Raw genomic sequence first — 22271 nt, 5'->3', positions numbered from 1 at the left:
TGGGATCATGGACCGAGAACAACTGGCGGACTTCCTGCGCACCCGGCGGGAGGCGCTGCAACCCGAGGACGTGGGGCTGCCGCGCGGGCAGCGGCGCAGGACCAGGGGGCTGCGGCGCGAGGAGGTCGCCGCGCTGTGCGGGATGTCCGCGGACTACTACGGCCGGATCGAGCAGGCCCGCGGCCCGCAGCCGTCCGAGCAGATGCTCGCCGCGATCGCCCGGGGCCTGCACCTGTCGCTCGACGAGCGCGACCACCTCTTCCGGATGGCCGGCCACGGCACCCCGCGCCGCAGCCTGCGCGCGGACCACGTCAGCCCGGGCATGATGCGGATCGTGGACCGGCTGGCCGACACCCCGGCGCAGGTGATGTCGGTGCTCGGGGAGACGCTGCTCCAGACGCAGCCGTCGATGGCGCTGGTCGGCGACCAGACCGGCTACTCCGGCCTGGACCGCTTCATGGTCTACCGCTGGTTCACCGACCCGGTGGCCCGGCTGACCTACCCCGAGCCGGACCACCCGCAGCACAGCCGCTTCTTCACCGCCGGGCTGCGCGAGGGGTACACCGCGCTCGGCCCGGACTCGCCGGCCGGCGAACTCGTGGACGCGCTGCTGGCGTCGAGCGAGGAGTTCGCCGGGATCTGGGGCGACCACGAGGTGGGGCTGCGCAGGGTCGAGATCAAGCGCATGCTCCACCCGGACGTGGGCCTGCTCGAACTGCACTGCCAGAACCTGCTCGACGAGGACCAGTCGCAGCGGCTGCTGGTGTACACGGCCACGCCGGGCTCCGAGTCGTACGACAAGCTCCAGTTGCTGTCGTCCCTCGGCGCGCGGCGGCCCGGCACCTGAACGCCCCCGCTGCCCCGGCCTGCACCCGGTCCGCACCCGCCCCGCACCCGGTCCGCGCAGGGAACGTGTTCCAGGCGTCGAGCCGTTGAGGCGTCGATACGTCAACCGGTGCCGCTGCCGCAGACCTTCGGCAGCCAGACCATGGTCCGCCGCTTCCGCACCCCATCCAGGATCGTCAACTGGTGCTCCAGCGAGGCGGGTTCGGCCAGGTAGCGCAGCGCGGCGAGTTCGAAGGCGTCCCGCATCACCGCGGGCATCGCGTCGGAGGCGTCGTAGCAGCGTACGGTTCCGGGCGAGTCGAGGGTCCTGGCCGCGGCGAGGCTGACCGGGTCGGCGCCGTAGGCGGAGGTCCGCACCGCGCGGTCGGCGGAGAACGCGGACTGCGACAGGCTCCACTTCTGCTGGACCTCGGGCCGCGCCAGGTAGCTGATCAACTTCCGTGCCTGCGGGGTGTCGTGCAGCATCGCGGCGAGGTCGCCGGAGACCTCCCAGGCGTCCTGGGCGCTGTCCGACCCGGGGATGAGGTCCGCGGAGTGCACGAAGTCCGCGTCGGAGCGCTTGGGGTCCGCGCTGTTCGCCCAGCCCGCGTCGGCCCGTATGAACGACGACTGGTGCTCCAGGGTGCACGCGGCGCCTCCGCCGGCCGCGGTGCGGGAGACCACGTCGTAGGGGCGCGTCACCGCGGGCCGGACGTACGCGGCCTGGCCGGCGCCGACCATGTCGCCCCAGGTCCGCCAGGCCCGTGCGACGCGCGCGTCCGTCCACCGCAGGCGCCCGCCGGCCCACTGCTGGTAGACGGCGGGACCGGCCTGCTGGAGCAGGATGTCCTCGATCCAGTCGGTGGCGGGCCAGCCGGAGGTGGCGCCGGAGACCATGCCCAGGCACCAGGAGCCGGGGGCGGCCGCGGCCGCGGTGCGCTGTCCGGCCGTCATGCCCTTCGGGTACCACACCGCGCTCTTCAGGTCGGTCTTGATCGGCAGCCAGTAGTAGTGCGCGCCCTGGCCCGGAGGGCCGTCGACCTTGCGCGCCCAGGGCGCGTTGAAGTCCTTGCCGTCGATCAGGCTGTCCAGCGGGGCGAGTTGGCCCTTGGACGCGTAGTCGGCGAGTTCGCCGGGACCGGGCAGCACCGCGATGTCGGGCGGCGCGCCGGCCTCGGCGTCGGCGTCGAGCACCTGACTCTCGGCCGAACTGCCCTGGTAGAGCACGTGGATGTGCTCCTCGGCCTCGAACGGCTGGATCACCTGCTGCCGGAAGAGCGTCTCGTCGCCCCCGCTCCAGTTCGCCAGCAGCGTCACCGAGCCGTTCCCGCCGACCGCCCGCACCACCACGACACCCACCACGGCGACCACCACCAGGCACAGGCCGATGACGCCGTATCCCCGTACGTCCGGCCGCCTCATCGGGACGCCTTGACGCGGTACTCGTTGATCCGCGGCACCAGTGCCCACACGACCAGAACCATCAGTGCCACTCCCCCGGCCACTATCCAGCCGGCCGCCGCGGCGCGGAAGCCGGTGTCCGCCATCCGCCGGGCGACTTCCGCCCCCGCGGTGCTGATCTGCCCGCCCGCGTGCGGCCGCTCCAGCAGCCTGCGGGCATGGAACAGGCCGGTGTGGGTCTGCCAGGTGAAGGCCGCGAGGACCACCGCACCGCACACCAGCAGGCCGCCCGCCGCGACGAGTTGACGGTTCCAGCGGCGCCGGAACCGGCCCCGGTGGAAGCGGTGTGCCTCCACCAGCGCGGCGGTCAGCGCGACGACCAGCACCGCCGACAGGCACCAGCCCAGCACCAGCGGCCACCCGAACGACGCCTGCCGGCGCGCCACCGCGAGTTGCGCCTGCTGGAGCGCGTTGAGCCGGCTCATCAGCGACGCACCGGCCACCGAGTCACCGGGCGCGCCCAGCACGTTGGCCGCGTCATGCATGTAGCCGTCGTGCAGCGGCGAGTCCCTCGGGACCTGTCCGGCGAGCCCGATCCAGTACGAGTACGCCGAGATCAGGCCGGTGACCGTCTTGAGGGTCAGCCGGCCGCTCGGCCCGGTGACGTCCTCGGCCGCGGCCGAGGTGAGGATCTGGTTGGCGACCGCGACCTGGGTGGAGAAGCTGCTGGTGCCGGCCGCGTCGGAGGCCGCGTCCTGTTCCGCGTCGGACTTGGCCTGGAGCAGCGCGTCCTTCGCGGTGTCCACGTCGAGCACGCCGGACGCGGTGGACGACGCCAGCGGCACCGCGTCGCTGTGCACCCCGGCGTAGGAGCCGAGCAGGGCCAGCGTGGTGACCGTGATCAGGGCCGTCAACAGCCAGAGCCGGTGCCACAGTTCGCGCGAGGTGGTGCTCATGGCGCCTCGACTCTCGGCGTGAGGCGGTGCCGGCAGTGCGGGCAGAACTTGGCGTTCGACGGGATCGGGGCCCGGCACTTCGGGCAGCCGACCAGCCCGGCCACGGGCCGCACCTGGAGGTCCCCGCCGGGCAGGCCGTCGGAGGTGGGGCCGTGCGTGGTGTGGGTGCTCGCGGTGATCAGGTGCTCGAACGCGTCCCGGGTCACGCCCTCGCGCAGCACCACGTTCCCGTTGGCCGGGTCGCGGATCTCCACGATCCGCTGGAGTTCGGCCAGTTGGCGATGGGCGTTCAGCTCGTGGGCGAGCATGACCGCGATCCCGAGCAGCCGGACCGCGGCTTCGCGCTGCCCGACGCGGAACGCCTCGGCGGCCCGCCCGGCGGTGTCGCCCAGCCGCCGGTGCTTCTCGAAGTGCTCGTCCTCCTCGTTGCCGGTCAGCGCCGGCACCGGGTCGTCGGTCCACCGCACCCGGCACGGCTTGGCCGGTGGCAGCCGCAACTCGCCCGGCCCTGGCGGGTGTCCGCCCGCCGGCCGGAACCGGCTGCCGGGCGCCACCACCTCCACGACCGCCGCCTGAAGGTCCTCGTCCAGCGCCCGCCCCTCCGGATCGACCGTCAGGCACAGCTGGTACCTGCGCACCTCGTTGCCCCAGGCGCGGGTGGTGAAGGCGACCGCGGCACCGGTCGCGGTCTCGGTCGCCGTCTGCGGCAGGATCAGCTCGTTGGGGAACATCTGGCGCAGGTAGCGCAGCCGGCTGCCGGGTGAGGGCGTCACCCGGATCTCCAACTCCGGTAGCGGCTTGGCCAGCAGCCGCTCGACCAACGCCGCGTAGGCGGACGGCAGTTCGGACTCGTCGTGCACCGCGTCCGCGCTGCCGTGCAGCCGCGTGGTGACGTCCACCAGCACCTGCGCGTCCCAGTCCTTGCCGATGCCCCAGGCGTCGCACAGGAAGCGGCCCTGCCAGGTGTCGAGCACCGCGGCGAGCGGGTTGCGGTCGTCGTGCTCGTTCCGGCCGTCGGTGAGCATCAGCACGTGCGGGATCGGCGCGGACTGCTCGGCGAGCAACGTGCCTGCCAGGTCGAGCCAGTTGCCGACGCAGGTGCCGCCGCCGGCCTGCATGGCGTACACCGCGAGCGCCGCTTCGGCCCGGGTCGCCGCGGAGGCCGGGCGCATCGGTCCGGAGGGCGGGTAGACGGTCACCGCGTGGTGGGTGCCCTTGACGATCGCGAACGGGGTGCCGTCCGGGAGCGCCTTCAGCGCGGTGACGGCGGCCTGCCGGGCCGCGTGGATCTTCTTCTCCGGTACGTTCATCGAGACCGAGCAGTCCACGACGAGGACTTCGGCGAGCGGCGGCCCGTCGGCGCCCGCGGCGGCGCCCGTGGCCGCGGCCTCGTCGATGCCGTCGACGTGCACGGTCAGGATGGCGTGCAGGTCCTGCGCGCCGGCTCCCGCCGGGAGGTACATGCGCTGGCTGATCCCGAGCCCGACGGCGGGGCCGGCCGCGTCCTGGCGGTGACCGGCGCCCTGGTGCTGGTGCTGGTCCTGGCGTTGGTCCTGATGCTGGCCCTGGCGCTGGTACGGCGGCGGGCTCGAACCCGCTTCCGCGCCAGGCCCGTTGGGCGGGACCGGCGGCCCGGAGCCGGGCCCGTCACCGTACGCGCCCGCGTCCCCGCTCGTGCTCCCGTGAGTGTCCACTGCTGCCTGCTGCTCCTCACCGCTCGCTCGGTCGGTCGCCTCGGTAGGTCGGTCGCTCGGTAGGTGGGTAGGTAGGTCGGTCGGAGGGCCCGGGGCCGGCACGGGTCCGCCGCCGGTGCCGTCAGAACCTGCTCTCCGGACGGACCGCGTAGGCCCGGTCGAGAAGGTCGCCGCGCTCGGCCGCGTCCTGCCCCTGGTCGGCCAGGTCGTGCAGCGACTCGTGCAGCAGCGTGGCCAGCCGGCGTCCGTCGGCCGCGCCCTCGAAGAGCTCCCCGGGCGGCAGCGCGGGGAACGGCCGGTCGAGCCAGGCGCCGTCGGGACCGGTCGGCGGCCGGTGGGTGCCGAGCACCGGCAGGCGGCCCAGCCGGCCGCGTAGCCGCGTCAACACCCCTTCTGCTTGCGCGGGTTGGCCGACGGGAGCGGCGCCTCGGCTGTGCGCCGCCTCCTCGGGTCCGCCCGGCGACGTCGCCGCCGCCAGCCGTCGCGCGTACTCCTGCTCCCGCACCTCCGCGACCAGCCGCTTCTTGGCCGCGCCGGAGGGCTGTTCGGCGATCCGGTCGGCGGCGTCGCGCAGGTCGGCCGCGGTGGGGTCGGCGCCCGGCAGCCGCCCGGTGAGCACCCGGATCATCGCGATCCGCGCGGTGTCGTAATGCCGTGAGGTGGAGGGGACCTCGCCCAGCACCCGGACCGCCGCCGTACGGTGCCCGGCGCGCAGGTGGCCGCGGGCCAGGCCGAACGCGGCGCTGCCCTGGGTGCGGTCGCGTTCCCAGACCGCCTCGTAGTAGCGGCTGACGTCCTGCTCGGGGTCGCGCAGGCGCTCGGCGCAGTAGCCGAGCGCGAGCTTGGGCGCCCACTCGCCGGGCACGATGTCGTAGACGGCCTCGAAGTAGCCCTGTGCCGTGTGCACTTGGTCGTTCATCAGGTCGCGCAGGCCGCGGTGCCAGGCGAGCCGCCAGTCGTAGGCCGCGGCGTCCGGGCCCATCAGCCGCTCCGCCTCGGCCAGCCACGCCGCGGCCTGTTCGGCCGCCTCCTCGCCGCCGCGCCACAGGTAGCCGCGGCACAGCCACAGCGCCACCTCGACCGTACGCAGCGGCGGATCGTGCAGCACCCGCTCCGCGACGCGCTCGGGCACCGCCGCGCCCAGCCGGCCGAGGAAGACCACGGCGCCGTCGTCCGGGTCGGGGATCGGCACCGGCAGCGCGCGGGCCACCTCCTTCGGGCCGGGCGCGCCGAACTCCAGCTCCGGTGCGGCCCCGACGGCCTGCCCGGCCTGCCCGGCCTGCCCGGCCTGCCCGGCCTGCCCGGTCCGCCCGCCCCGCCCCGTCCAGTAGCCGGTGCCCGGGGCCTCGCCGAGCACCGCGCCGAAGAGCACCGCGGTCGGTTCGAACCGGGTGGAGCGCTCGGGGTGCCGCTCGTGCCGGCTCAGCGCGCGGTGCTCCCGCAGCACCTCCCACAGCTGCCGGGACATCTGCGCCGCCGAGGTGAAGCGGGCGGCCGGGTCGTCGTGCGTGGCGCGGGCGATCAGCCGGTCGAAGGAGCGCTCGGCGAGCCCGGCGGCCGGCACCGCCTTGTCGTACAGCTCGTTCAGGGTGCGGCCGACCGTGAACAGGTCGCTGTCGACATGGAACCCGCGCTGGCTCAACTCCCTTGACGGCGGGGCGTAGTTGCGGGTGTACGACAGCCGGGTGGCGCGGTCGTCCTTGCGGCGCACCGCACCGAGGTCGATCAACTTGATCTGCCGGCCGTAGTGGATGACGTTCGCGGGCTTCATGTCGCAGTAGAGCAGCCCCTGGTCGTGCAGGTACTCCAGGGCGCCGAGGATCTTGCAGCCGTACGTCACCACGTGGTCGAGGGCGAACGGCTCGCCGAACAGCTCCGCCAGCTCGTCCGGGTTCGACCTCAGCAGCAGGTTCAGCGGGCGCCCGGCGACGTACTCCATCACGATGTAGTCGGTGGGCTCCTCCTCGCCCGGCGCGAGGTGCTTGCGCGAGGAGATGACGCCGACCACGTCCCGGTGGTGCAGCGAGGCGAGCGAGCGCATCTCCTCGACCGCGCGCAGGCGGGCGATGGCGTCGCTGTTGTTGATCTGGGCCTTGAGCACCACCCGCAGGTCCTTCAGCTCGGTGTCCTCGGCGAGGTACACCCAGCTCGTGCCGCCCGGCGAGAGATAGCCGAGCACGCGGTACGTCTGCCGGCTCGCCTCGCCGATCTCGTCGCCGACGCGCAGTTGCGGGCGGAAGGAGTACGGCGTGCCGCACTCGGGGCAGTAACCGTGGTCGGGTGGCGGCCCGCCGTCGTACGCCAGCCCGATGGTGCCGGGGCACTCCGGGATGCCGCAGGGCCGGCCGCCGACCGGCGGCGGGCTGGGGGCGCGGGCGATGCTGGCGAGCGGCGGCGCGGGGATGTCGGGGAGCGGGACGAGGCCGTCGCTGTCCAACGTGTCGAAGTTGGGGACGGCGGGGGCCGGTGCGAGGCCGGGCCGGGACGCGGCGTCCTCGGCGGAACGGTCGCGGTCACCCTGGCGGTCACGGTCACCCTGGCGGTCGCGGTCGGCGGTGCGGCGCGTGGCGCGCTGCCGGCGGGCGCGCTCGCGGCGGCTGTCGGTACGGCCGGACTCGCCGTCGGGTAAGTCCGCCGAGCTGTCCGCGCCGGTACGGGGCCCGGGCGTGCGGGGCCGGTCCGGTCCGGGACCGGCTCCTTCACGGGCGGGTGTGGCCGCGAGTGTGGCCGCGGGAGCGGGAGCGGGCGCAGGGGTGGGCGTCGGCGGGGACGGGGGCGCGGGTGCGGGGGCAGGCGGAGGGGTGGGGGCAGGCGCGGGCGCGGTCCTCGGTGGGGATACGGAGGTGACGCCGCGAGGGGCCGCCGCGGGCGGCATCCGGGAGCAGGTGTCGCAGAAGCCGGTGGACATGAGGGTGCCGTCGCATCCGGGGCGCGGGCAGCGCACGGGCGGGTCGGTCACAGTCGGGGCTCGCCTCCCTCCTGATCCGGTTCACGTAAAGGGACTTGGCCAAGCTCGGAAGCGTGGCGGGGTCCGGCGGCGCGGTACGGCCCGGCACCGTGGTTGGGCCCGGCACCGTGGTTCGGCCCGGCACCGTGGTTCGGCTCCACCTCGTGGTTCGGCTCCGCACGACGGTTCGGCGACGCAACGTGGTGCGCCTCCGCCCCCTCCCCCGCACCGTCCCCGCTCCCCGGCTGCCCGTCCGCCCCCGGGCCCGACGGCCCCCGCCGTTGCGGGTGCCTGCTGCTCCATCGCTCGATGAAGCCGGCGTACTCGCGCATCGCGACCTCCGCTGCGGCCAGGTCGCAGGGCCGGGCGTGCAGCAGTTCGTAGGCGGCCTGGTAACGGTCCTCCGCGGCCAAGTCCTCGCTGTCCAAAGCCGTTTGGTGGAGCACCTGGTACGAGTCGAGGCGTCCGATCAGCTCCGCGCGGCGCTCGATCAGCGGGTCGAGGCGCTCGACGGCCTCCCTGATCCGCCGCTCGGCCCGGACCGCCACCCGCTCGAACCGGGCGAGGTCCGGGTGCCCGCCGCGTCCGGCCGCCACACCGACCGTGCCCGCCATGGTGGTCCGTACCGCGTGCGCCTTGACCAGCGCGTCCAGCGCCCGGTCGCAGTCGGCGCGCACCTCGGCCATCCGCTCGTGCAGCGCGTCGGCGAGCGGGCCGGTGATCTCGGTCAGCATCCCCACCAGCCGCGCCTGCCGCTGCTGGCTCGGCTCGATCACCAACTGGCTCTCCGCGCGGGCGACATGGGCCCCGTCGCGGCGGAAGACCAGCAGCATGCGGTCGCCGTGCACGCGCAGCCGGGCGAGCAGGTCGAGCAGCCCGTCGGGGTCGGGCGCCTCGTCGACCCCGACCAGGACGAGGGTGAGGGTGGTCGAGGCGGCGAGGATGCGCCGGACGATCGCGTCGATGCCCGTGTCGTCGATGTCCTCCCGGCCCTCCGGGAGCACGCCGAGCCGGTCGGCGACCCGCTCGGCGATCCACAGGGTGCTGCGGCCGGACGCGCTCAGCGCCAGGTCGAGGCCACCGGGCGGCGGGTCGGTCTCCGCGTCACCGGCGGCCGGGCCGGGCAGTTCGCGGTCGGCGAGCCGGAGAGCACGGCAGAGCGTGGTCACCCGCACCGGGTGATCGGCCCGGACCTGGCTGATCTTGACCTGGCTGCCGTCGCCGGTACGCCGTCGGGTGCGGGCCGGACCGGGCCGGACCGGCGCGCCCGGCGCATGCGGCGCGCCCGGCGGGCGCGGCACGGACCTCGGGCGGTCACCGCGGAACCACTCCGCCAGCCGCTGCGCGAAGTGCGGGTCGAACATGCCCCGTTCGCGGCCGAGCACGTCCAGCCGCTCGTCGACGGCGGCCCAGCCGCGGGTCCAGCCGCGGGCGCGCGGCAGGTGGCGTACGACGGTCTCGGCCGGGCTCAGATACGGGCCCGCGCGGTCGCCGTTCACGTTTCCGGGCAGCGCCACGCCGACGATGTCGCCGGTGGCGGCGTCGGTGACCCCGGCGCCGCCGAAGCCCGCCGCGCCCGGACCGGCCGGCGCCAGCCGGACCCGCCCGTCGGTGCCGCTCGCCACGGCTTCCGTGGCCGCGGCCATCCACCGCCCGGTGCCGTCGGCGGCCGGGAAGCCGTACATCCGCACCCTGCGGTGCGGCACGGACAGCCGGCGCAGCGAACCGGCCGCGCCCGCCGGGCCGGACCCGTCCAGCCGCAGCAGCGCCACCCCGCCCGCCTCGGCCGCGCACACCTGGTCCGCGACCGCGTGCAGCGAGACCCCGCCGGCGCCGACCAACTCCGCGGTGACGCGCTCTCCTTCGGCGACCGCCCCCGCGTGCGTCAGTACCCATTCCGGGTCGACCAGCACTCCGGCCCCCGCGATCGTCCCATCGCCCCGCCGGATACGTACCGCCCACGACGGCGCCGCCCAGGAGCTCCGGCCGCCGATTCCCCCTTCGGCTTCCATATCAGGCACTCTACGCCTGACGCCCCATCATGTCCGCCCGGTTGGACGGACGATCACCCGTGACCGCGTGGAGCCAGGCGCGCGGAGTGCGGGCATGGGCGCCGTCCGGCGCCGCGGCTCCGCCGAACCGATCCCCACGCCCACCCCGCACCGATCTCCACACCGATCTCCACACCCGTCCACGCACCGAATCACCGCACCGATCGGCAACCTCTCCTGCTGATCGCCGCTCGCCGTGCACGCGAAAAGTGCCCTCCGCGCTGGGACGACGAACCTTCGGGTCGCGCCGGTCCAGGTGGCGGGCACTTTCCGCGTACCGGGCGCCGGTACGCGGCCCCCGTGCGTGGGCCTCGGCCTCAGGTTCCGCCGACGGCGCCGGCGGGGCCGGTCGTCGCGCCGGGCGTCAGGAGCGAACCGGGCGGATTCGGCGCCTCGCTGAGGCGACGGGTGCCGCCCCAGCCGGTGCAGCCGCGGACTCCTAAGGCCGGCAGGACACAGGCCCTGGCCGTGGCCACGGGCGCAAACGGATCGGCCCAGGGCGCAACTCCCTTTGCCCGAGCGGACGCGCGGCGGAGCCTCGGCGCACCCCGGCCCGTCCCGGGTCCTGGTCCTGGTGGGCCGAGGCGCGTGACCGCCGACCCGCGCCCTTACGGCTACGGCACGGCCACGGCACGGCCACCAATGGGGCTACGGCTGTGCCTGGCCGCCGCAGAGGCGCAGCGCGCTCTCCGCACACAGCTCCGCCGCCTTGTCGTTGGTCAGCAGCCCGGCCGCGACCTGGTCCACGGCGGTGTGCTGGAGCCCGAGGATGGCGGCGGCGAGCCAGTCCGCGGGCAGCGCCGGGTCGAAGTCGCCCGCGTACTGGCCGCGTCGGACGAGCCGGGCGAGCCGCGGGGGCACGAAGTCGTGGGGGTCGTGGGCGGGCCGCGGGATCTGGGCCGTGGCGGAGTGCAGCAGGAGGGGGTAGCGGTCGAGGAACCGCCATCCGGCGTCGAGGTACCGGGTCAGCGCGTCGGCGGGCGGGGCGGTGTCGAGAGCGGCCTCGTCGAGCAGCGCGGCGAACTCGGCGGACGCGACCTCGACGAGGGCCGCGACCAGGACCTCCCGCGAGGAGAAGTGCGCGTAGACGGTCTGGCGGGTGACGCCGGCCGCCGCGGCGATGTCCTCCATGCTCGCGTCGGGCCGCTCGCCGAGCACCACCCGGGTCGCGTTGAGGATCGCGTCGATGCTGCGCCGGGCGTCGGCCCGGCGGCGCCGTGACGGCGGCGGCGGTGCGGGGATGCCGTGCGGTGCGGGGACGTCGTGCGGGTCGTGCGGGTCGGCCATGCCGCGACGATATGCGCCCGAGCGTAACCTTGACAAGCCGACAGAGTTAGCCAACTCTTACGGCATGTCAAAGAAAAGCTGGAGTGGAGCACCAGGGAGCGGAGACGACCATCCGGCGATCGAGGCACGCGGCCTGGTCAAGGTCTACGGCGAGAGCCGGGCGTTGGACGGGATCGACCTCACGATCCGGCGCGGCCAGGTGTTCGGGTTCCTCGGCCCCAACGGAGCCGGAAAGACCACCACGATCCGTATCCTCGCCACGCTGACCCGCCCCTCGGCCGGCACCGCCCGCGTCCTCGGCCACGACGTGGTGACCGAGGCCGACGCGATCCGCGCCCGGGTGGCGGTGACCGGCCAGTTCGCCTCCCTCGACGAGGACCTGACCGGATACGAGAACCTGCTGGTCCTGGGCCGGTTACACGGCCTGACCCGGGCCGCCGCCAGGCGGCGCGCCGACGACCTGCTCGCCGCGTTCGACCTGACCGGGGCGGCCGGGCGGCCGGTCGGCGGCTACTCGGGCGGCATGCGCCGCCGGCTCGACATCGGCGCCAGCCTGGTCGTCACCCCCGACCTGCTCTTCCTCGACGAGCCGACCACCGGTCTCGACCCGCGCAGCCGCAACCAGGTGTGGGAGCTGGTCCGCCACGTCGCCGCGGCCGGCACCACGGTGCTGCTCACCACCCAGTACCTCGAAGAGGCCGACCAGCTCGCCGAGCGGATCGCGGTCATCGACAACGGCCGGATCGTGGCCGAAGGCACCAGCGCCCAGCTCAAGTCCCGGGTCGGCTCGGGCACGTTGCACCTGCGGCTCCTCGACGGCGAGCAGCGTCCGAAGGCCCGCGACATCCTGGCCGGCAGCCTGGAGGGCACGATCCGGCTCGCCGCCGACCCGCTCGCCCTGTCCGTATCGCTCGCCACCAGGCCGGACCCGCGGGGCAGGCAGGACGCGCAGGACCCGCAGGACACGGCCGGGGCGCCGGGCGTGAACGAGGCGCCGGGTGCGCAAAGCACGGACGGGGCACGGGACATGGGCCGGCTGGTCGGGCGCGCCATGACCCGGCTCGCCGACGCCGGCGTGGGCGTCGCCGACCTCTCCCTCGGCCGGCCCAGCCTCGACGAGGCGTTCCTCGCGCTGACCGGCCACCCGGCCGGCCCGGCCACCGCCGACGACCGCAAGGACCCGACCGTATGAGCACTTCCGCCGCCTCGGCCTCCTCCGCTGCCACCTCCGCCTCTTCCGCCCGCCCCACCCCCGCACCGGCCGACCCGATCGACGCCCTGCTCGCCGCCGGACGCTCCGCCCGCCGCGCCTCCGCGCTCACCGCCTCGGCCACCTTCGGCCGGCGCGCCCTGCTCAAGATCAAGCACGACCCCAAGCAGCTCGTGGACTCGGCCGCCATCCCGATCCTGTTCACCGTGCTGTTCACCTACCTGTTCGGCGGCGCGATCAGCGGCTCGACCGGCGACTACCTCACGATCCTGCTGCCCGGGGTGCTCAGCATGAGCATCGCCATCGTCACCATGTACGGCGGCGGCCGCCTCGCCCAGGACGTGCGCAGCGGCGCCTTCGACCGCTTCCGCGGCCTGCCGATCTGGCGCGGCGCCTTCGTGCTCGGCGGTCTGCTCAGCGACGCCGCCCGCTACCTGTTCGCCTCCGCCATCGTGGTGGGCCTCGGCCTGGCCATGGGCTACCGCGCCGACGGCGGCGTGCCGGGCGTGCTCGCCGCCGTCGCCCTCGTCGTCGCCTTCGGACTGTCGCTGTCCCTGCTGTGGGCCGCGGTCGCCCTGCTCGTCCGCGACCCGGCGGTGGTCATCAGCATCGCCAACGCCGTCCTCATGCCGCTCTCGTTCGCCAGCAACATCTTCGTCCAGCCCCGCACCATGCCCGGCTGGCTCCAGGCCGTCGTCCGCGTCAACCCGCTCAGCCACGTCGCCACCGCGGCCCGCGACCTGATGAACGACACCGGCCACACCGCCGGCGCGGTCACCTGGTCCCTGACCGCCACCGCCGCCCTCGCGCTCGTCTGCGCCCCGATCGCCCTGCGCCTGTACAGCAAGCAGAGGTGAGCGACCGCCTGGGACCCGCCCGGACCCGTGGCAGCGGCGCTCAGGCGTGGAGGCCCGCCTGGCGGCCGCCCCGGGCGAGCAGTTGGGTGCGGGTGCCGGATTCGGCGAGGCGTCCTTCGTCGAGGACCAGCACGCGGTCGGCCCGGGCGGCGAGGCTCACGTCGTGGCTGACGATGGCGGGGGGCGGCCGGCGGACAGGCCAGGCAGCGCGGGGAGGAGGTCGTGGGCCGCCCGCGAGTCGAGTGCGGTGGTCGGCTCGTCGAGGACGAGGACGGGCGTGTCGCGCACGAGGGCGCGGGCGATCGCGATGCGCAGGAGCCGGCCGCCGGACAGCCGGGTGAAGCGGCCGTCGTCGAGCGCGGTGACGAATCCGTGCGCCCCTGCCGTACGGGCGGCCCGCCGGATCTCCTCGTCGGTCGCGCCCGGCCGGCCGCAGGCGATGTTCTCCCGGACGCTGCCGCTGAGGATGCGGGTGCGCAGCGGCAGCAGTGTGACCGTCTGCCGCAGCCGGTGGAGCGGCAGGTCCCTGAGGTCGGCGCCGTCCAGCCGGATCAGCCCCGCGTCCGGGTCGTGGAAGCGCATCAGCAGCGCGAGCAGCGTGGACTTGCCGGCGCCGCTCGGCCCGGTGACCGCCACCACCTCGCCGGGATGGTTCCGCCGGCGCCGGGACAGCCGAAGTGGACTCCGCGCGGGTCGAGTCGGCCGGTGCGGGAGGCGGCGGTGGGATACGGCGTGACCGTCGCGCCGCCGGTGCGCAGGATGCCGATCAGCCGCTCCGCTCCCGCGGCGGCCGCCGTGGCGGTCAGCCCGGACCCCCTCGACCCGGGCACCGTCGACCCGGACCCCGTCGAACGCGACCTCGCCACCGACGCCCCGAACCGCGCCGCCCGGCCCGTCCCCGCGGACTCGTCCGATCGGAGGAAGCCAGACTCCCGGGCCCACCCCGGGCTCATCGGCCGTTCGAGGGTCCCGCGGAGGCCCCCGCGGGAAGGCTCGGCAGAGCGGTTTCCGCAGGTGGGTCCGGGTGGCGGGGAAGGCCGGCAGGGTGGGGCGGGTGGGACTCGAACCCACGACCGACGGATTATGAGTCCGCTGCTCTAACCGGCTGAGCTACCGCCCCGTGCGGCGTGCCGTGCGCGCCGTCTGCCGCAGCATAGCCGCTCATACGATCTGTCGCCCTCGCGGGTGTACGGACGCGTCGTCAGGTGGACGCGACGCGACCGGAGGTGAGGGCGGGACAGCGGCCCGGGGGACGAAAAAGGACCCCGAAGGGTCCTGATTCCGCGCTCCCCCGACTGGACTCGAACCAGTAACCTGCCGGTTAACAGCCGGCTGCTCTGCCAATTGAGCTACAGGGGATCAGCTCCCCCGACTGGACTCGAACCAGTAACCTGCCGGTTAACAGCCGGCTGCTCTGCCAATTGAGCTACAGGGGATCGCGCTACATGCACCGAATGCACCCCCCAGGGTCCTCCCGGAAGGCGCGCTCTCGGTGCGACACATACATTAGCGCAAGCAGGGGGGTGCTCCGCCAACTGCTTGCACGGGGTTGCCCCCGGCGACGCAGGGTAGGCGCGCCACAGGTCCGGCAGAACCGGAGTTAGGAAGGGTGGAGCCATGCGCTACCGGCTGACGTTCATCACCGGAGCCCTGGTCGGTTTCGTGCTCGGCGCGCGGGCCGGGCGGGAGCGGTACGAGCAGATCCGGGAGGCCGCCCGGAAGCTCGCGCAGAACCCGGCGGTGCGGAACACCGCGGAGTCCGCGATGCAGCAGGGCCGTACCGCCGCGGGCAAGGCGAAGGAGACGGTGACGGCGAAGGTCGGCGACCGGATGCCCGACGCCCTGGCCGGAAAGATGCGCGCGGGCCGCAACGGCAACGCGCCCGACAGCGACTGGGGCACCTCGAACACCTGACCCGCCGCACCCCCGTCCCGTCGCGCGGGCGCCCGGCCGTACCCGGCCCGGGCCCCGCGCGCCCGCATGTCCGTGCACGCCTCCGGGTGAACGTCACTCCGCGCACGTCCGTACCCGGACGTGTGCGGACCCGTCCGCTCTGCCGCCCCCGCGGGCATCCGTCCCCATTCGTGATCCCCGGGAGGGGCGCGCGCCGGGCCCGCCGTACGGCATCATCGGCGCATGGGGAAAGTCGCCGGTATAGACAGCTCGACCACAGGCACCACCATCGTCGTGTGCGACACGGACACCGGGGCCGTGGTGCGGCAGGGCCACGCCCCGCATCCCCTCGACGACGGCGAGAAGCCCACCGAGATCGACCCGCAGGCGTGGCTGCTGTCCCTGGGCGAGGCGGCGACCGGCGGGGTGCTGGAGGGCGTGCAGGCGATCGGCATCGCCGGGCAGCAGCACGGCATGCTGGCGCTGGACGCCGGCGGCGTGATGGTGCGCCCGGCGCTGCTGCGCGGCGACAAGCGGGCCCAGGTGCAGGCCGCGGACCTGGTGGACGAGCTGGGCGGCCCGGCCGGCTGGGCCGAGGCGGTCGGCGCGGTGCCGCAGGCGTCGCACCCGGTGGCGAAGCTGCGCTGGCTGGCCCAGCACGAACCGGCCGCCGCCAAGCGCGTCTCCGAGGTGATGCTCCCGCACGACTGGCTGGTCTGGCAGTTGCTGGGCCGCCCCGAGCGCCGTACGACCGACCGCGGCGACGTGTCCTGCACCGGCTACTGGTCCGCGGCCACCGGCGAGTACCGCCCCGACCTGGTGGAGCGCGCCCTCGGCCACAGCGTCCGGCTGCCGGAGGTGCTCGCCCCCGCCGAGCCCGCCGGGCAGACCCCCGAGGGCCTGCTGATCTCGGCCGGCACCGGCGACACCATGGCCGCCGCGCTCGGCCTGGGCCTGGGCCCCGGCGACGCGGTGGTCTCGCTCGGCGCGGCCGGCACCGTCTTCGCGGTGCACCACGAGGCGCTGAAGGACCCGACCGGCACCATCACCTCGTACGCCGACGCGACCGGCCGCCACCTGCCGCTGCTCCAGGTCCGCAACGCGGTCCGCACCCTGCGCGGCACCGCGGAACTGCTCGGCACCGACCTGCCCGGCCTGTCCGAGCTGGCGCTGACCTCCACGCCGGGTGCGTACGGGCTGGTGCTGCTGCCTTACCTGGAGGGCGAGCGCACCCCCGACCTGCCGCACACCGCGGGCACGCTCAGCGGGCTGCGGCGCGACTCGATGAAGCCGGAGCACCTGGCGCGGGCCGCGTTCGAGGGGATGCTGTGCGCGCTGACCGACGCGCTGGACGTGCTGCGCGGCAAGGGCGTCGAGGTGCGCCGGGTGTTCCTGCTGGGCGCGGCGGCCGAACTGCCCGCCGTACAGCGGATCGCCCCGCCGCTGTTCGGCGCCGAGGTGGTGGTGCCGCAGGCCGGGGAGTACGCCGCGCTGGGGGCCGCCCGGCAGGCCGCCTGGTCGCTCGGCGCGGTGCTCGGGTCGCAGGCCCAGGGCGAGGCGCCGGAGTGGGAGCCGGCGGGCGCCCGGCGGTTCGAGCCGGGTGACGACGCGGCCGTGGGCACCGCGGTCCGCCAGCAGTACACGTCGGTACGCGAGCACACGCACCCGGGCGCCTTCGACGCGCTGCGCTGACCCGGGGCCGGGGCCGGGGGGCTGGGGGCGAAGGACGGGGGCCCGCGAAGGGCCACGCGGGCGGGCCACCCGGACCGGCCCCCGCACCGTAACGCCCGGACGGGACCGTGCTGCCCGGTCCGGACCGTACGGCCCGGACCGGATCGGCAAAATCCGGGTTATCCCGGTGCGCCGCCGCCATGCCGGAGGATAGGTTGATCCGTCGCTCAACCCTCCGGGCGGCCGCCGCGTCCTTACGGTCAGCGTCCCAGCCCGTGCCCTGCCCGAGGCAACCCGAGGAACCCGATTGTGCTGATCCGACTCCTACGGTCCCATCTGCGACCGTACAAACGCCCCATCGCGGTACTGGTGCTGCTCCAGCTGCTCTCCACGATCGGTGCCCTCTACCTGCCGACCCTCAACGCCGACATCATCGACAACGGCGTGGTCAAGGGTGACACCGGCTACATCGTCGGGCTGGGCGGGGTCATGCTCGGTGTGACCGTCGTGCAGATGGCGTGCGCGATCGGCGCGGTCTTCTACGGCGCGCGCACCGCGATGGCCGTCGGCCGCGACATCCGCAAGTCCGTCTTCACGCAGGTGCAGAGCTTCTCCGCCCGCGAGGTCGGCCAGTTCGGGGCGCCGTCGCTGATCACCCGGACCACCAACGACGTGCAGCAGGTCCAGATGCTGGTGCTGATGAGCTTCACGCTCATGGTGGCCGCGCCGATCATGTGCGTCGGCGGCATCATCATGGCGCTCGGCCAGGACGTCCCGCTGTCGGCGCTGCTGCTCGTGGTGGTGCCGGTGCTCGGTGTCTCGGTGAGCCTGATCGTCCGCAGGATGCGCCCGCTCTTCCGCACCATGCAGACGCGCGTCGACTCGGTGAACCGGGTGCTGCGCGAGCAGATCACCGGTATCCGCGTGATCCGCGCGTTCGTCAAGGACGGCTACGAGCAGCGCCGGTTCGGCGCCGCCAACGACGAGCTGACCGCGGTGTCGCTGTCCACCGGGCGGCTGATGGCGCTGATGTTCCCGACCGTGATGGCGATCGTGAACATCTCCAGCGTGGCCGTGCTGTGGTTCGGCGCGCACCGGATCGACAGCGGCGGGATGCAGATCGGCGCGCTCACCGCGTTCCTCAGCTACCTGATGCAGATCCTGATGTCGGTGATGATGGCCACCTTCATGTTCATGATGGTGCCGCGCGCCGAGGTCTGCGCCGAGCGGATCGAGGAAGTGCTCGGCACCGACTCCAGCGTGGTCCCGCCGACCGCGCCGATCACCTCCCTGCGCCGGCACGGCCACCTCGAACTGCGCGGCGCCACCTTCGCCTACCCGGGCGCCGAGGTGGCCGTGCTGCGCGAGGTCGACCTGGAGGCCCGGCCCGGCCAGACCACCGCCGTGATCGGCTCCACCGGCAGCGGCAAGTCCACCCTGCTCGGCCTGATCCCGCGGCTGTACGACGCGACCGCCGGCCGGGTGCTGGTCGACGGCGAGGACGTCGCCCAGGTCGATCCCGCGCTGCTCGCCGAGACCGTCGGCCTGGTGCCGCAGAAGCCGTACCTGTTCTCCGGCACCGTCGCCAGCAACCTGCGCTACGGCAAGCCGGACGCCACCGACGAGGAGCTGTGGCACGCGCTGAAGGTCGCGCAGGCCGAGGACTTCGTCCGCAAGCTCGACGGCGAGCTGGAGGCGCCGATCGCCCAGGGCGGCAGCAACGTCTCCGGTGGCCAGCGGCAGCGGCTGGCGATCGCCCGCTGCCTGGTGCGCCGCCCCGAGATCTACCTCTTCGACGACTCCTTCTCCGCGCTCGACTACGCCACCGACGCGGCGCTGCGCCGCGCGCTCGCGGAGGAGACCGCCGAGGCCACCGTCGTGATCGTCGCCCAGCGGGTCTCCACGATCCGCGACGCGGACCGCATCATCGTCCTCGACGAGGGCCGGGTGGTCGGCACGGGCACCCACACCGAGCTGATGCAGGACAACGAGACCTACCGGGAGATCGTGTTGTCCCAGCTCACCGAGCAGGAGGCGGCGGCGTGAGCGGCGAGAGCGCGGGCGGGGACCCGCTGAAGAAGGCGCCCACGCGGCGCGGGCCGGCACCGATGGCGGGGCCGGGCCGGTTCATGGGCGGCGGCCCGATCGAGCGGTCCATGGACTTCAAGGGCTCGCTGAAGCGGCTGATCCGGCTGATGCGGCCGGACCGGATATGGATGTACCTGGTGCTGGCCCTCGGCACCGCCAGCGTCGCGCTGACGGTGACCGGCCCGCGCATCCTCGGCCACGCCACCGACCTGATCTTCGCCGGGGTGATCGGCCGGCAGACGCACGGCGGCAGCAAGCAGCAGGTGCTGGACACGCTGCGCGCGCACGGCAACGGCAAGGTCGCGGACCTGATGTCGGGCATCGACTTCACTCCCGGCAAGGGCATGGACTTCGGTGCGATCGGCGGCGTGCTGCTGATCGCGCTGTGCGTGTACCTCGGCGCGGCCGTGCTCAGCGTGCTGCAGATGCGCACCGCGACGAAGGTGATCAACCGCGCGGTGTACCGGCTGCGCCGCGACGTCGAGGACAAGCTGTCCCGGCTGCCGCTGTCGTACTTCGACCAGCAGCCGCGCGGCGAGGTGCTCAGCCGCGTCACCAACGACATCGACAACATCGGCCAGACCATGCAGCAGACCATGGGCCAGCTGGTGAACTCGCTGCTGACCATCATCGGCGTGCTGGCGATGATGTTCTGGATCTCCTGGCTGCTGGCCCTGGTCGCGCTGGTCACCGTGCCGGTGACGCTGCTGGTGGCCACCCAGGTCGGCAAGCGGGCGCAGCCGCAGTTCGTGCAGCAGTGGAAGACCACCGGCACGCTGAACGCGCACATCGAGGAGATGTACACCGGGCACTCGCTGGTGAAGGTCTTCGGCCGGGCGCAGGAGTCCGCGGAGGTCTTCGAGAAGGAGAACGAGGCGCTGTTCCGGTCCGGTTTCCGGGCGCAGTTCATCTCGGGCACCATCCAGCCGCTGATGATGTTCATCGGCAACCTCAACTACGTGCTGGTGGCGGTGATCGGCGGGCTGCGGGTCGCGTCCGGCACGCTGTCGGTCGGCGACGTGCAGGCGTTCATCCAGTACTCGCGGCAGTTCAGCCAGCCGCTCACGCAGGTCGCGAGCATGTCGAACCTGATCCAGTCCGGGGTGGCCTCGGCCGAGCGGGTCTTCGAACTCCTCGACGCCGAGGAGCAGTCCGACGAGCCGCAGCACCCGGCCCGCCCGCAGGAGCTGCGCGGCCGGGTGGCGCTGGAGAAGGTCGACTTCCGCTACCTGCCGGACAAGCCGCTGATCGACGACCTGTCGCTGAAGGTGGAGCCCGGGAACACCGTGGCGATCGTCGGGCCGACCGGCGCGGGCAAGACCACCCTGGTGAACCTGCTGATGCGGTTCTACGAGGTCTCCGGTGGCCGGATCACCCTGGACGGCACGGACATCGCCGCGATGTCCCGGGAGGACCTGCGCTCCTCGATAGGCATGGTGCTCCAGGACACCTGGCTGTTCGGCGGGTCCATCGCGGAGAACATCGGCTACGGCCACGAGGGCGCCACCCGCGAGCAGATCGAGGAGGCGGCGAGGGCCGCGCACGCCGACCGCTTCATCCGTACCCTCCCCGAGGGCTACGACACGGTCATCGACGACGAGGGCACCGGGGTCAGCGCGGGCGAGAAGCAACTCATCACGATCGCCCGGGCGTTCCTCTCCGACCCGGTGATCCTGGTGCTGGACGAGGCGACCAGTTCCGTCGACACCCGCACCGAGGTGCTGATCCAGCGCGCGATGGCCAAGCTCAGCCACGGGCGGACCAGTTTCGTCATCGCGCACCGGCTGTCCACGATCCGCGACGCCGACGTCATCCTCGTCATGGAGTCGGGGTCGATCGTCGAACAGGGCACCCACGACGAGTTGCTCGCCAAGGAGGGGGCGTACGCGCGCCTGTACTCGGCGCAGTTCGCGCAGGCCGTGGCCGAGGTCGACTGAACACGGGCTCGCCCCCTGGCGGTTGGCTCCGCGAGGGGGCGGGCGGGCGGCGACCAGTTCTTGGATGTGTCGTACCCCGCACCCACCGCACGAGAAGCCCGACGGCAGAACTCCACGCTCCGCCACCACGCCATCACGCCGGCGCGTCAGCGGGAAGTGGTCGCGGGGCGCTCCCGCCTCGGCCCGCTCAGTCGAGGTAGCCGCGGAGTTGTTCCGCGAAGGTGTGGTCGCGGAGCTTGCTCAGGGTCTTGGACTCGATCTGGCGGATGCGCTCGCGGGTGACGCCGAAGATGGCGCCGATCTCCTCGAGGGTGCGGGGGCGGCCGTCGGTGAGGCCGTAGCGGAGTTGGACGACCTTGCGTTCGCGCTCGCCGAGGGTGGACAGGACCGCTTCGAGGTGTTCGCGCAGCAGGAGGAAGGCGGCGGACTCCACCGGGGAGGCGGCGTCGCTGTCCTCGATGAGGTCGCCGAAGGCGACATCGTCCTCCTCGCCGACCGGCGCGTGCAGGGAGACCGGTTCCTGGGCCAGCCGCAGCACCTCGCCGATCCGCTCCTGGGTCAGCTCCAGTTGCTCGGCGACCTCCTCGAGGGTCGGCTCGCAGCCGCGTTCCTGGAGCAGCCGGCGCTGCACCCGCACCACCCGGTTGATCAGCTCCACGACGTGCACGGGTACCCGGATCGTGCGGGCCTGGTCGGCCAGCGCGCGAGACATCGCCTGGCGAATCCACCAGGTCGCGTACGTGGAGAACTTGTAGCCGCGGGCGTAGTCGAACTTCTCGACCGCGCGGATCAGGCCGAGGTTGCCCTCCTGGACCAGGTCGAGCATGGTCAGGCCGCGCCCGATGTAACGTTTTGCCACCGACACCACCAGGCGCAGGTTCGCCTCGATCAGCCGGCGCTTGGCCATCCGGCCCAGGACCACCAACCGGTCCAGGTCGAAGGCGAGTTGGGAGTCCAGATCGGGGAACGCGGCCAGCCGTTCCTCCGCGAACAGGCCCGCCTCCACCCGCCGGGCCAGATCGACCTCGTCCGCGGCGGTGAGCAGCGGGATACGGCCGATCTCGCGCAGGTACTGGCGGAAGAGGTCGGCGGACGGCCCCGCGGAGGTGTCCACGCGGTGGATGCGCGGCTCGTCCGGCGGGTACTCGATCGCCCGCAGTTCCTCCACCGGTGGCTCCAGCACCCGCGGCTCGTCCGCGGCGTCCGCAACCTCCGCAGGGGGTTCCCGCACCACCACCTCGGCCACGGCAGGAGGTATCGGCACGTCGGGCGTGATCTGGATCTGGGCGTGTGTCCGCACGGAAGCGACCTCCGCGGTGAGCGCGTCGTCGGGCTCAAAAGAGGGCTCGGCACCGGGACCCCAGTGTGACCCACCACGCCGCCCGCCACGAGGGTCGTGCGGGCCCTTTTTCACGCCATGTCACCGCGTATGACTTGCCCGTCACCGGGGTACC

Annotated in this window: 15 protein-coding genes and 3 tRNA genes; 7 read left to right on the top strand and 11 right to left on the bottom strand. The window is 73.7% G+C overall.

The features are described from left to right. Positions 1-7: 7 nt before the first annotated feature. Positions 8-847, top strand: coding sequence for a helix-turn-helix transcriptional regulator (locus OG896_RS27815; protein ID WP_328463730.1), 840 nt, complete (start codon positions 8-10; stop codon positions 845-847). A 101-nt stretch (positions 848-948) separates the two neighbouring features. Here the strand turns inward: OG896_RS27815 and OG896_RS27810 are convergent, their stop codons facing one another. The 6 genes from OG896_RS27810 to OG896_RS27785 all read right to left on the bottom strand — a co-directional run bounded on the left by OG896_RS27810 (position 949) and on the right by OG896_RS27785 (position 11161). After that, positions 949-2247, bottom strand: a complete 1299-nt coding sequence (locus tag OG896_RS27810) for an extracellular solute-binding protein (protein WP_329369693.1) — start codon at positions 2245-2247, stop codon at positions 949-951. Next, the gene (locus tag OG896_RS27805; protein WP_329369691.1) at positions 2244-3182 is read right to left on the bottom strand and encodes a hypothetical protein; all 939 of its coding nucleotides are present in this window, start codon (positions 3180-3182) and stop codon (positions 2244-2246) included. The genes OG896_RS27810 and OG896_RS27805 overlap by 4 nt, the downstream gene beginning before the upstream one ends. Next, a complete protein-coding gene (locus OG896_RS27800) occupies positions 3179-4876 on the bottom strand; it encodes a VWA domain-containing protein (protein ID WP_329369690.1) in 1698 nt (565 codons plus the stop codon). Before OG896_RS27800 ends, OG896_RS27805 begins: the two co-directional genes overlap by 4 nt. 121 nt (positions 4877-4997) lie before the next feature. Further along, a complete protein-coding gene (locus tag OG896_RS27795; protein WP_329369688.1) occupies positions 4998-7835 on the bottom strand; it encodes a serine/threonine-protein kinase in 2838 nt (945 codons plus the stop codon). After that, entirely contained in the window at positions 7832-9835 is a 2004-nt protein-coding gene (locus OG896_RS27790) for a serine protease (RefSeq protein ID WP_329369686.1), read from the bottom strand. The genes OG896_RS27795 and OG896_RS27790 overlap by 4 nt, the downstream gene beginning before the upstream one ends. Positions 9836-10522: 687 nt before the next feature. After that, positions 10523-11161, bottom strand: a complete 639-nt coding sequence (locus OG896_RS27785) for a TetR/AcrR family transcriptional regulator (RefSeq protein ID WP_329369683.1) — start codon at positions 11159-11161, stop codon at positions 10523-10525. A 64-nt stretch (positions 11162-11225) separates the two neighbouring features. Between OG896_RS27785 and OG896_RS27780 the strand changes: the two genes are divergently transcribed. Further along, the gene (locus tag OG896_RS27780; protein ID WP_329369681.1) at positions 11226-12353 is read left to right on the top strand and encodes an ATP-binding cassette domain-containing protein; all 1128 of its coding nucleotides are present in this window, start codon (positions 11226-11228) and stop codon (positions 12351-12353) included. Next, positions 12350-13228, top strand: coding sequence for an ABC transporter permease (locus OG896_RS27775; RefSeq protein WP_329369679.1), 879 nt, complete (start codon positions 12350-12352; stop codon positions 13226-13228). Before OG896_RS27780 ends, OG896_RS27775 begins: the two co-directional genes overlap by 4 nt. Positions 13229-13384: 156 nt before the next feature. On the opposite strand, the gene OG896_RS27770 is transcribed toward OG896_RS27775, so the two are convergent. The 4 genes from OG896_RS27770 to OG896_RS27755 all read right to left on the bottom strand — a co-directional run bounded on the left by OG896_RS27770 (position 13385) and on the right by OG896_RS27755 (position 14664). Beyond that, positions 13385-13867, bottom strand: a complete 483-nt coding sequence (locus OG896_RS27770) for an ATP-binding cassette domain-containing protein (protein ID WP_329369677.1) — start codon at positions 13865-13867, stop codon at positions 13385-13387. Positions 13868-14274: 407 nt separating this feature from the next. Next, positions 14275-14348 (bottom strand) — tRNA-Ile (locus OG896_RS27765). Between the two features lie 166 nt (positions 14349-14514). Then, positions 14515-14587 (bottom strand) — tRNA-Asn (locus OG896_RS27760). Between the two features lie 4 nt (positions 14588-14591). Beyond that, positions 14592-14664, bottom strand: a tRNA-Asn gene (locus OG896_RS27755). A gap of 181 nt (positions 14665-14845) precedes the next feature. Here OG896_RS27755 and OG896_RS27750 point away from each other — a divergent pair. From OG896_RS27750 to OG896_RS27735, 4 genes are all read left to right on the top strand, one after another. Then, positions 14846-15142 (top strand): YtxH domain-containing protein, encoded by a 297-nt coding sequence (locus OG896_RS27750; protein WP_328463753.1) that lies wholly within the window; start codon positions 14846-14848, stop codon positions 15140-15142. Between the two features lie 222 nt (positions 15143-15364). Beyond that, on the top strand, positions 15365-16813 hold the full coding sequence (locus OG896_RS27745; RefSeq protein ID WP_329369675.1) for an FGGY family carbohydrate kinase: 1449 nt from the start codon (positions 15365-15367) through the stop codon (positions 16811-16813). Between the two features lie 288 nt (positions 16814-17101). Continuing rightward, positions 17102-18838: an ABC transporter ATP-binding protein gene (locus OG896_RS27740; RefSeq protein ID WP_329369673.1), complete on the top strand. Its 1737-nt coding sequence runs from the start codon at positions 17102-17104 to the stop codon at positions 18836-18838. A gap of 62 nt (positions 18839-18900) precedes the next feature. Beyond that, a complete protein-coding gene (locus tag OG896_RS27735) occupies positions 18901-20817 on the top strand; it encodes an ABC transporter ATP-binding protein (RefSeq protein WP_329374326.1) in 1917 nt (638 codons plus the stop codon). Positions 20818-21004: 187 nt separating this feature from the next. Here OG896_RS27735 and OG896_RS27730 read toward each other — a convergent pair whose 3' ends face one another. Continuing rightward, entirely contained in the window at positions 21005-22231 is a 1227-nt protein-coding gene (locus tag OG896_RS27730) for an RNA polymerase sigma factor (protein ID WP_443057163.1), read from the bottom strand. Positions 22232-22271 lie beyond the last annotated feature (40 nt).

It is taken from the genome of Streptomyces sp. NBC_00669, assembly GCF_036226785.1.
In the GTDB taxonomy this organism is placed as follows: Bacteria; Actinomycetota; Actinomycetes; order Streptomycetales; family Streptomycetaceae; genus Actinacidiphila.
The sequence above is the reverse complement of the archived record's forward strand: the minus strand, read 5'-3'. Positions and strand labels throughout refer to the sequence as shown.

Coding starts and splice junctions, on each gene's coding strand:
- OG896_RS27780 (WP_329369681.1), top strand. CDS start 11,226: ATGTCAAAGAAAAGCTGGAGTGGAGCACCAGGGAGCGGAGACGACCAT.
- OG896_RS27785 (WP_329369683.1), bottom strand. CDS start 11,161: ATGGCCGACCCGCACGACCCGCACGACGTCCCCGCACCGCACGGCATC.
- OG896_RS27745 (WP_329369675.1), top strand. CDS start 15,365: ATGGGGAAAGTCGCCGGTATAGACAGCTCGACCACAGGCACCACCATC.
- OG896_RS27805 (WP_329369691.1), bottom strand. CDS start 3,182: ATGAGCACCACCTCGCGCGAACTGTGGCACCGGCTCTGGCTGTTGACG.
- OG896_RS27815 (WP_328463730.1), top strand. CDS start 8: ATGGACCGAGAACAACTGGCGGACTTCCTGCGCACCCGGCGGGAGGCG.
- OG896_RS27735 (WP_329374326.1), top strand. CDS start 18,901: ATGGCGGGGCCGGGCCGGTTCATGGGCGGCGGCCCGATCGAGCGGTCC.
- OG896_RS27790 (WP_329369686.1), bottom strand. CDS start 9,835: ATGGAAGCCGAAGGGGGAATCGGCGGCCGGAGCTCCTGGGCGGCGCCG.
- OG896_RS27750 (WP_328463753.1), top strand. CDS start 14,846: ATGCGCTACCGGCTGACGTTCATCACCGGAGCCCTGGTCGGTTTCGTG.
- OG896_RS27775 (WP_329369679.1), top strand. CDS start 12,350: ATGAGCACTTCCGCCGCCTCGGCCTCCTCCGCTGCCACCTCCGCCTCT.
- OG896_RS27810 (WP_329369693.1), bottom strand. CDS start 2,247: ATGAGGCGGCCGGACGTACGGGGATACGGCGTCATCGGCCTGTGCCTG.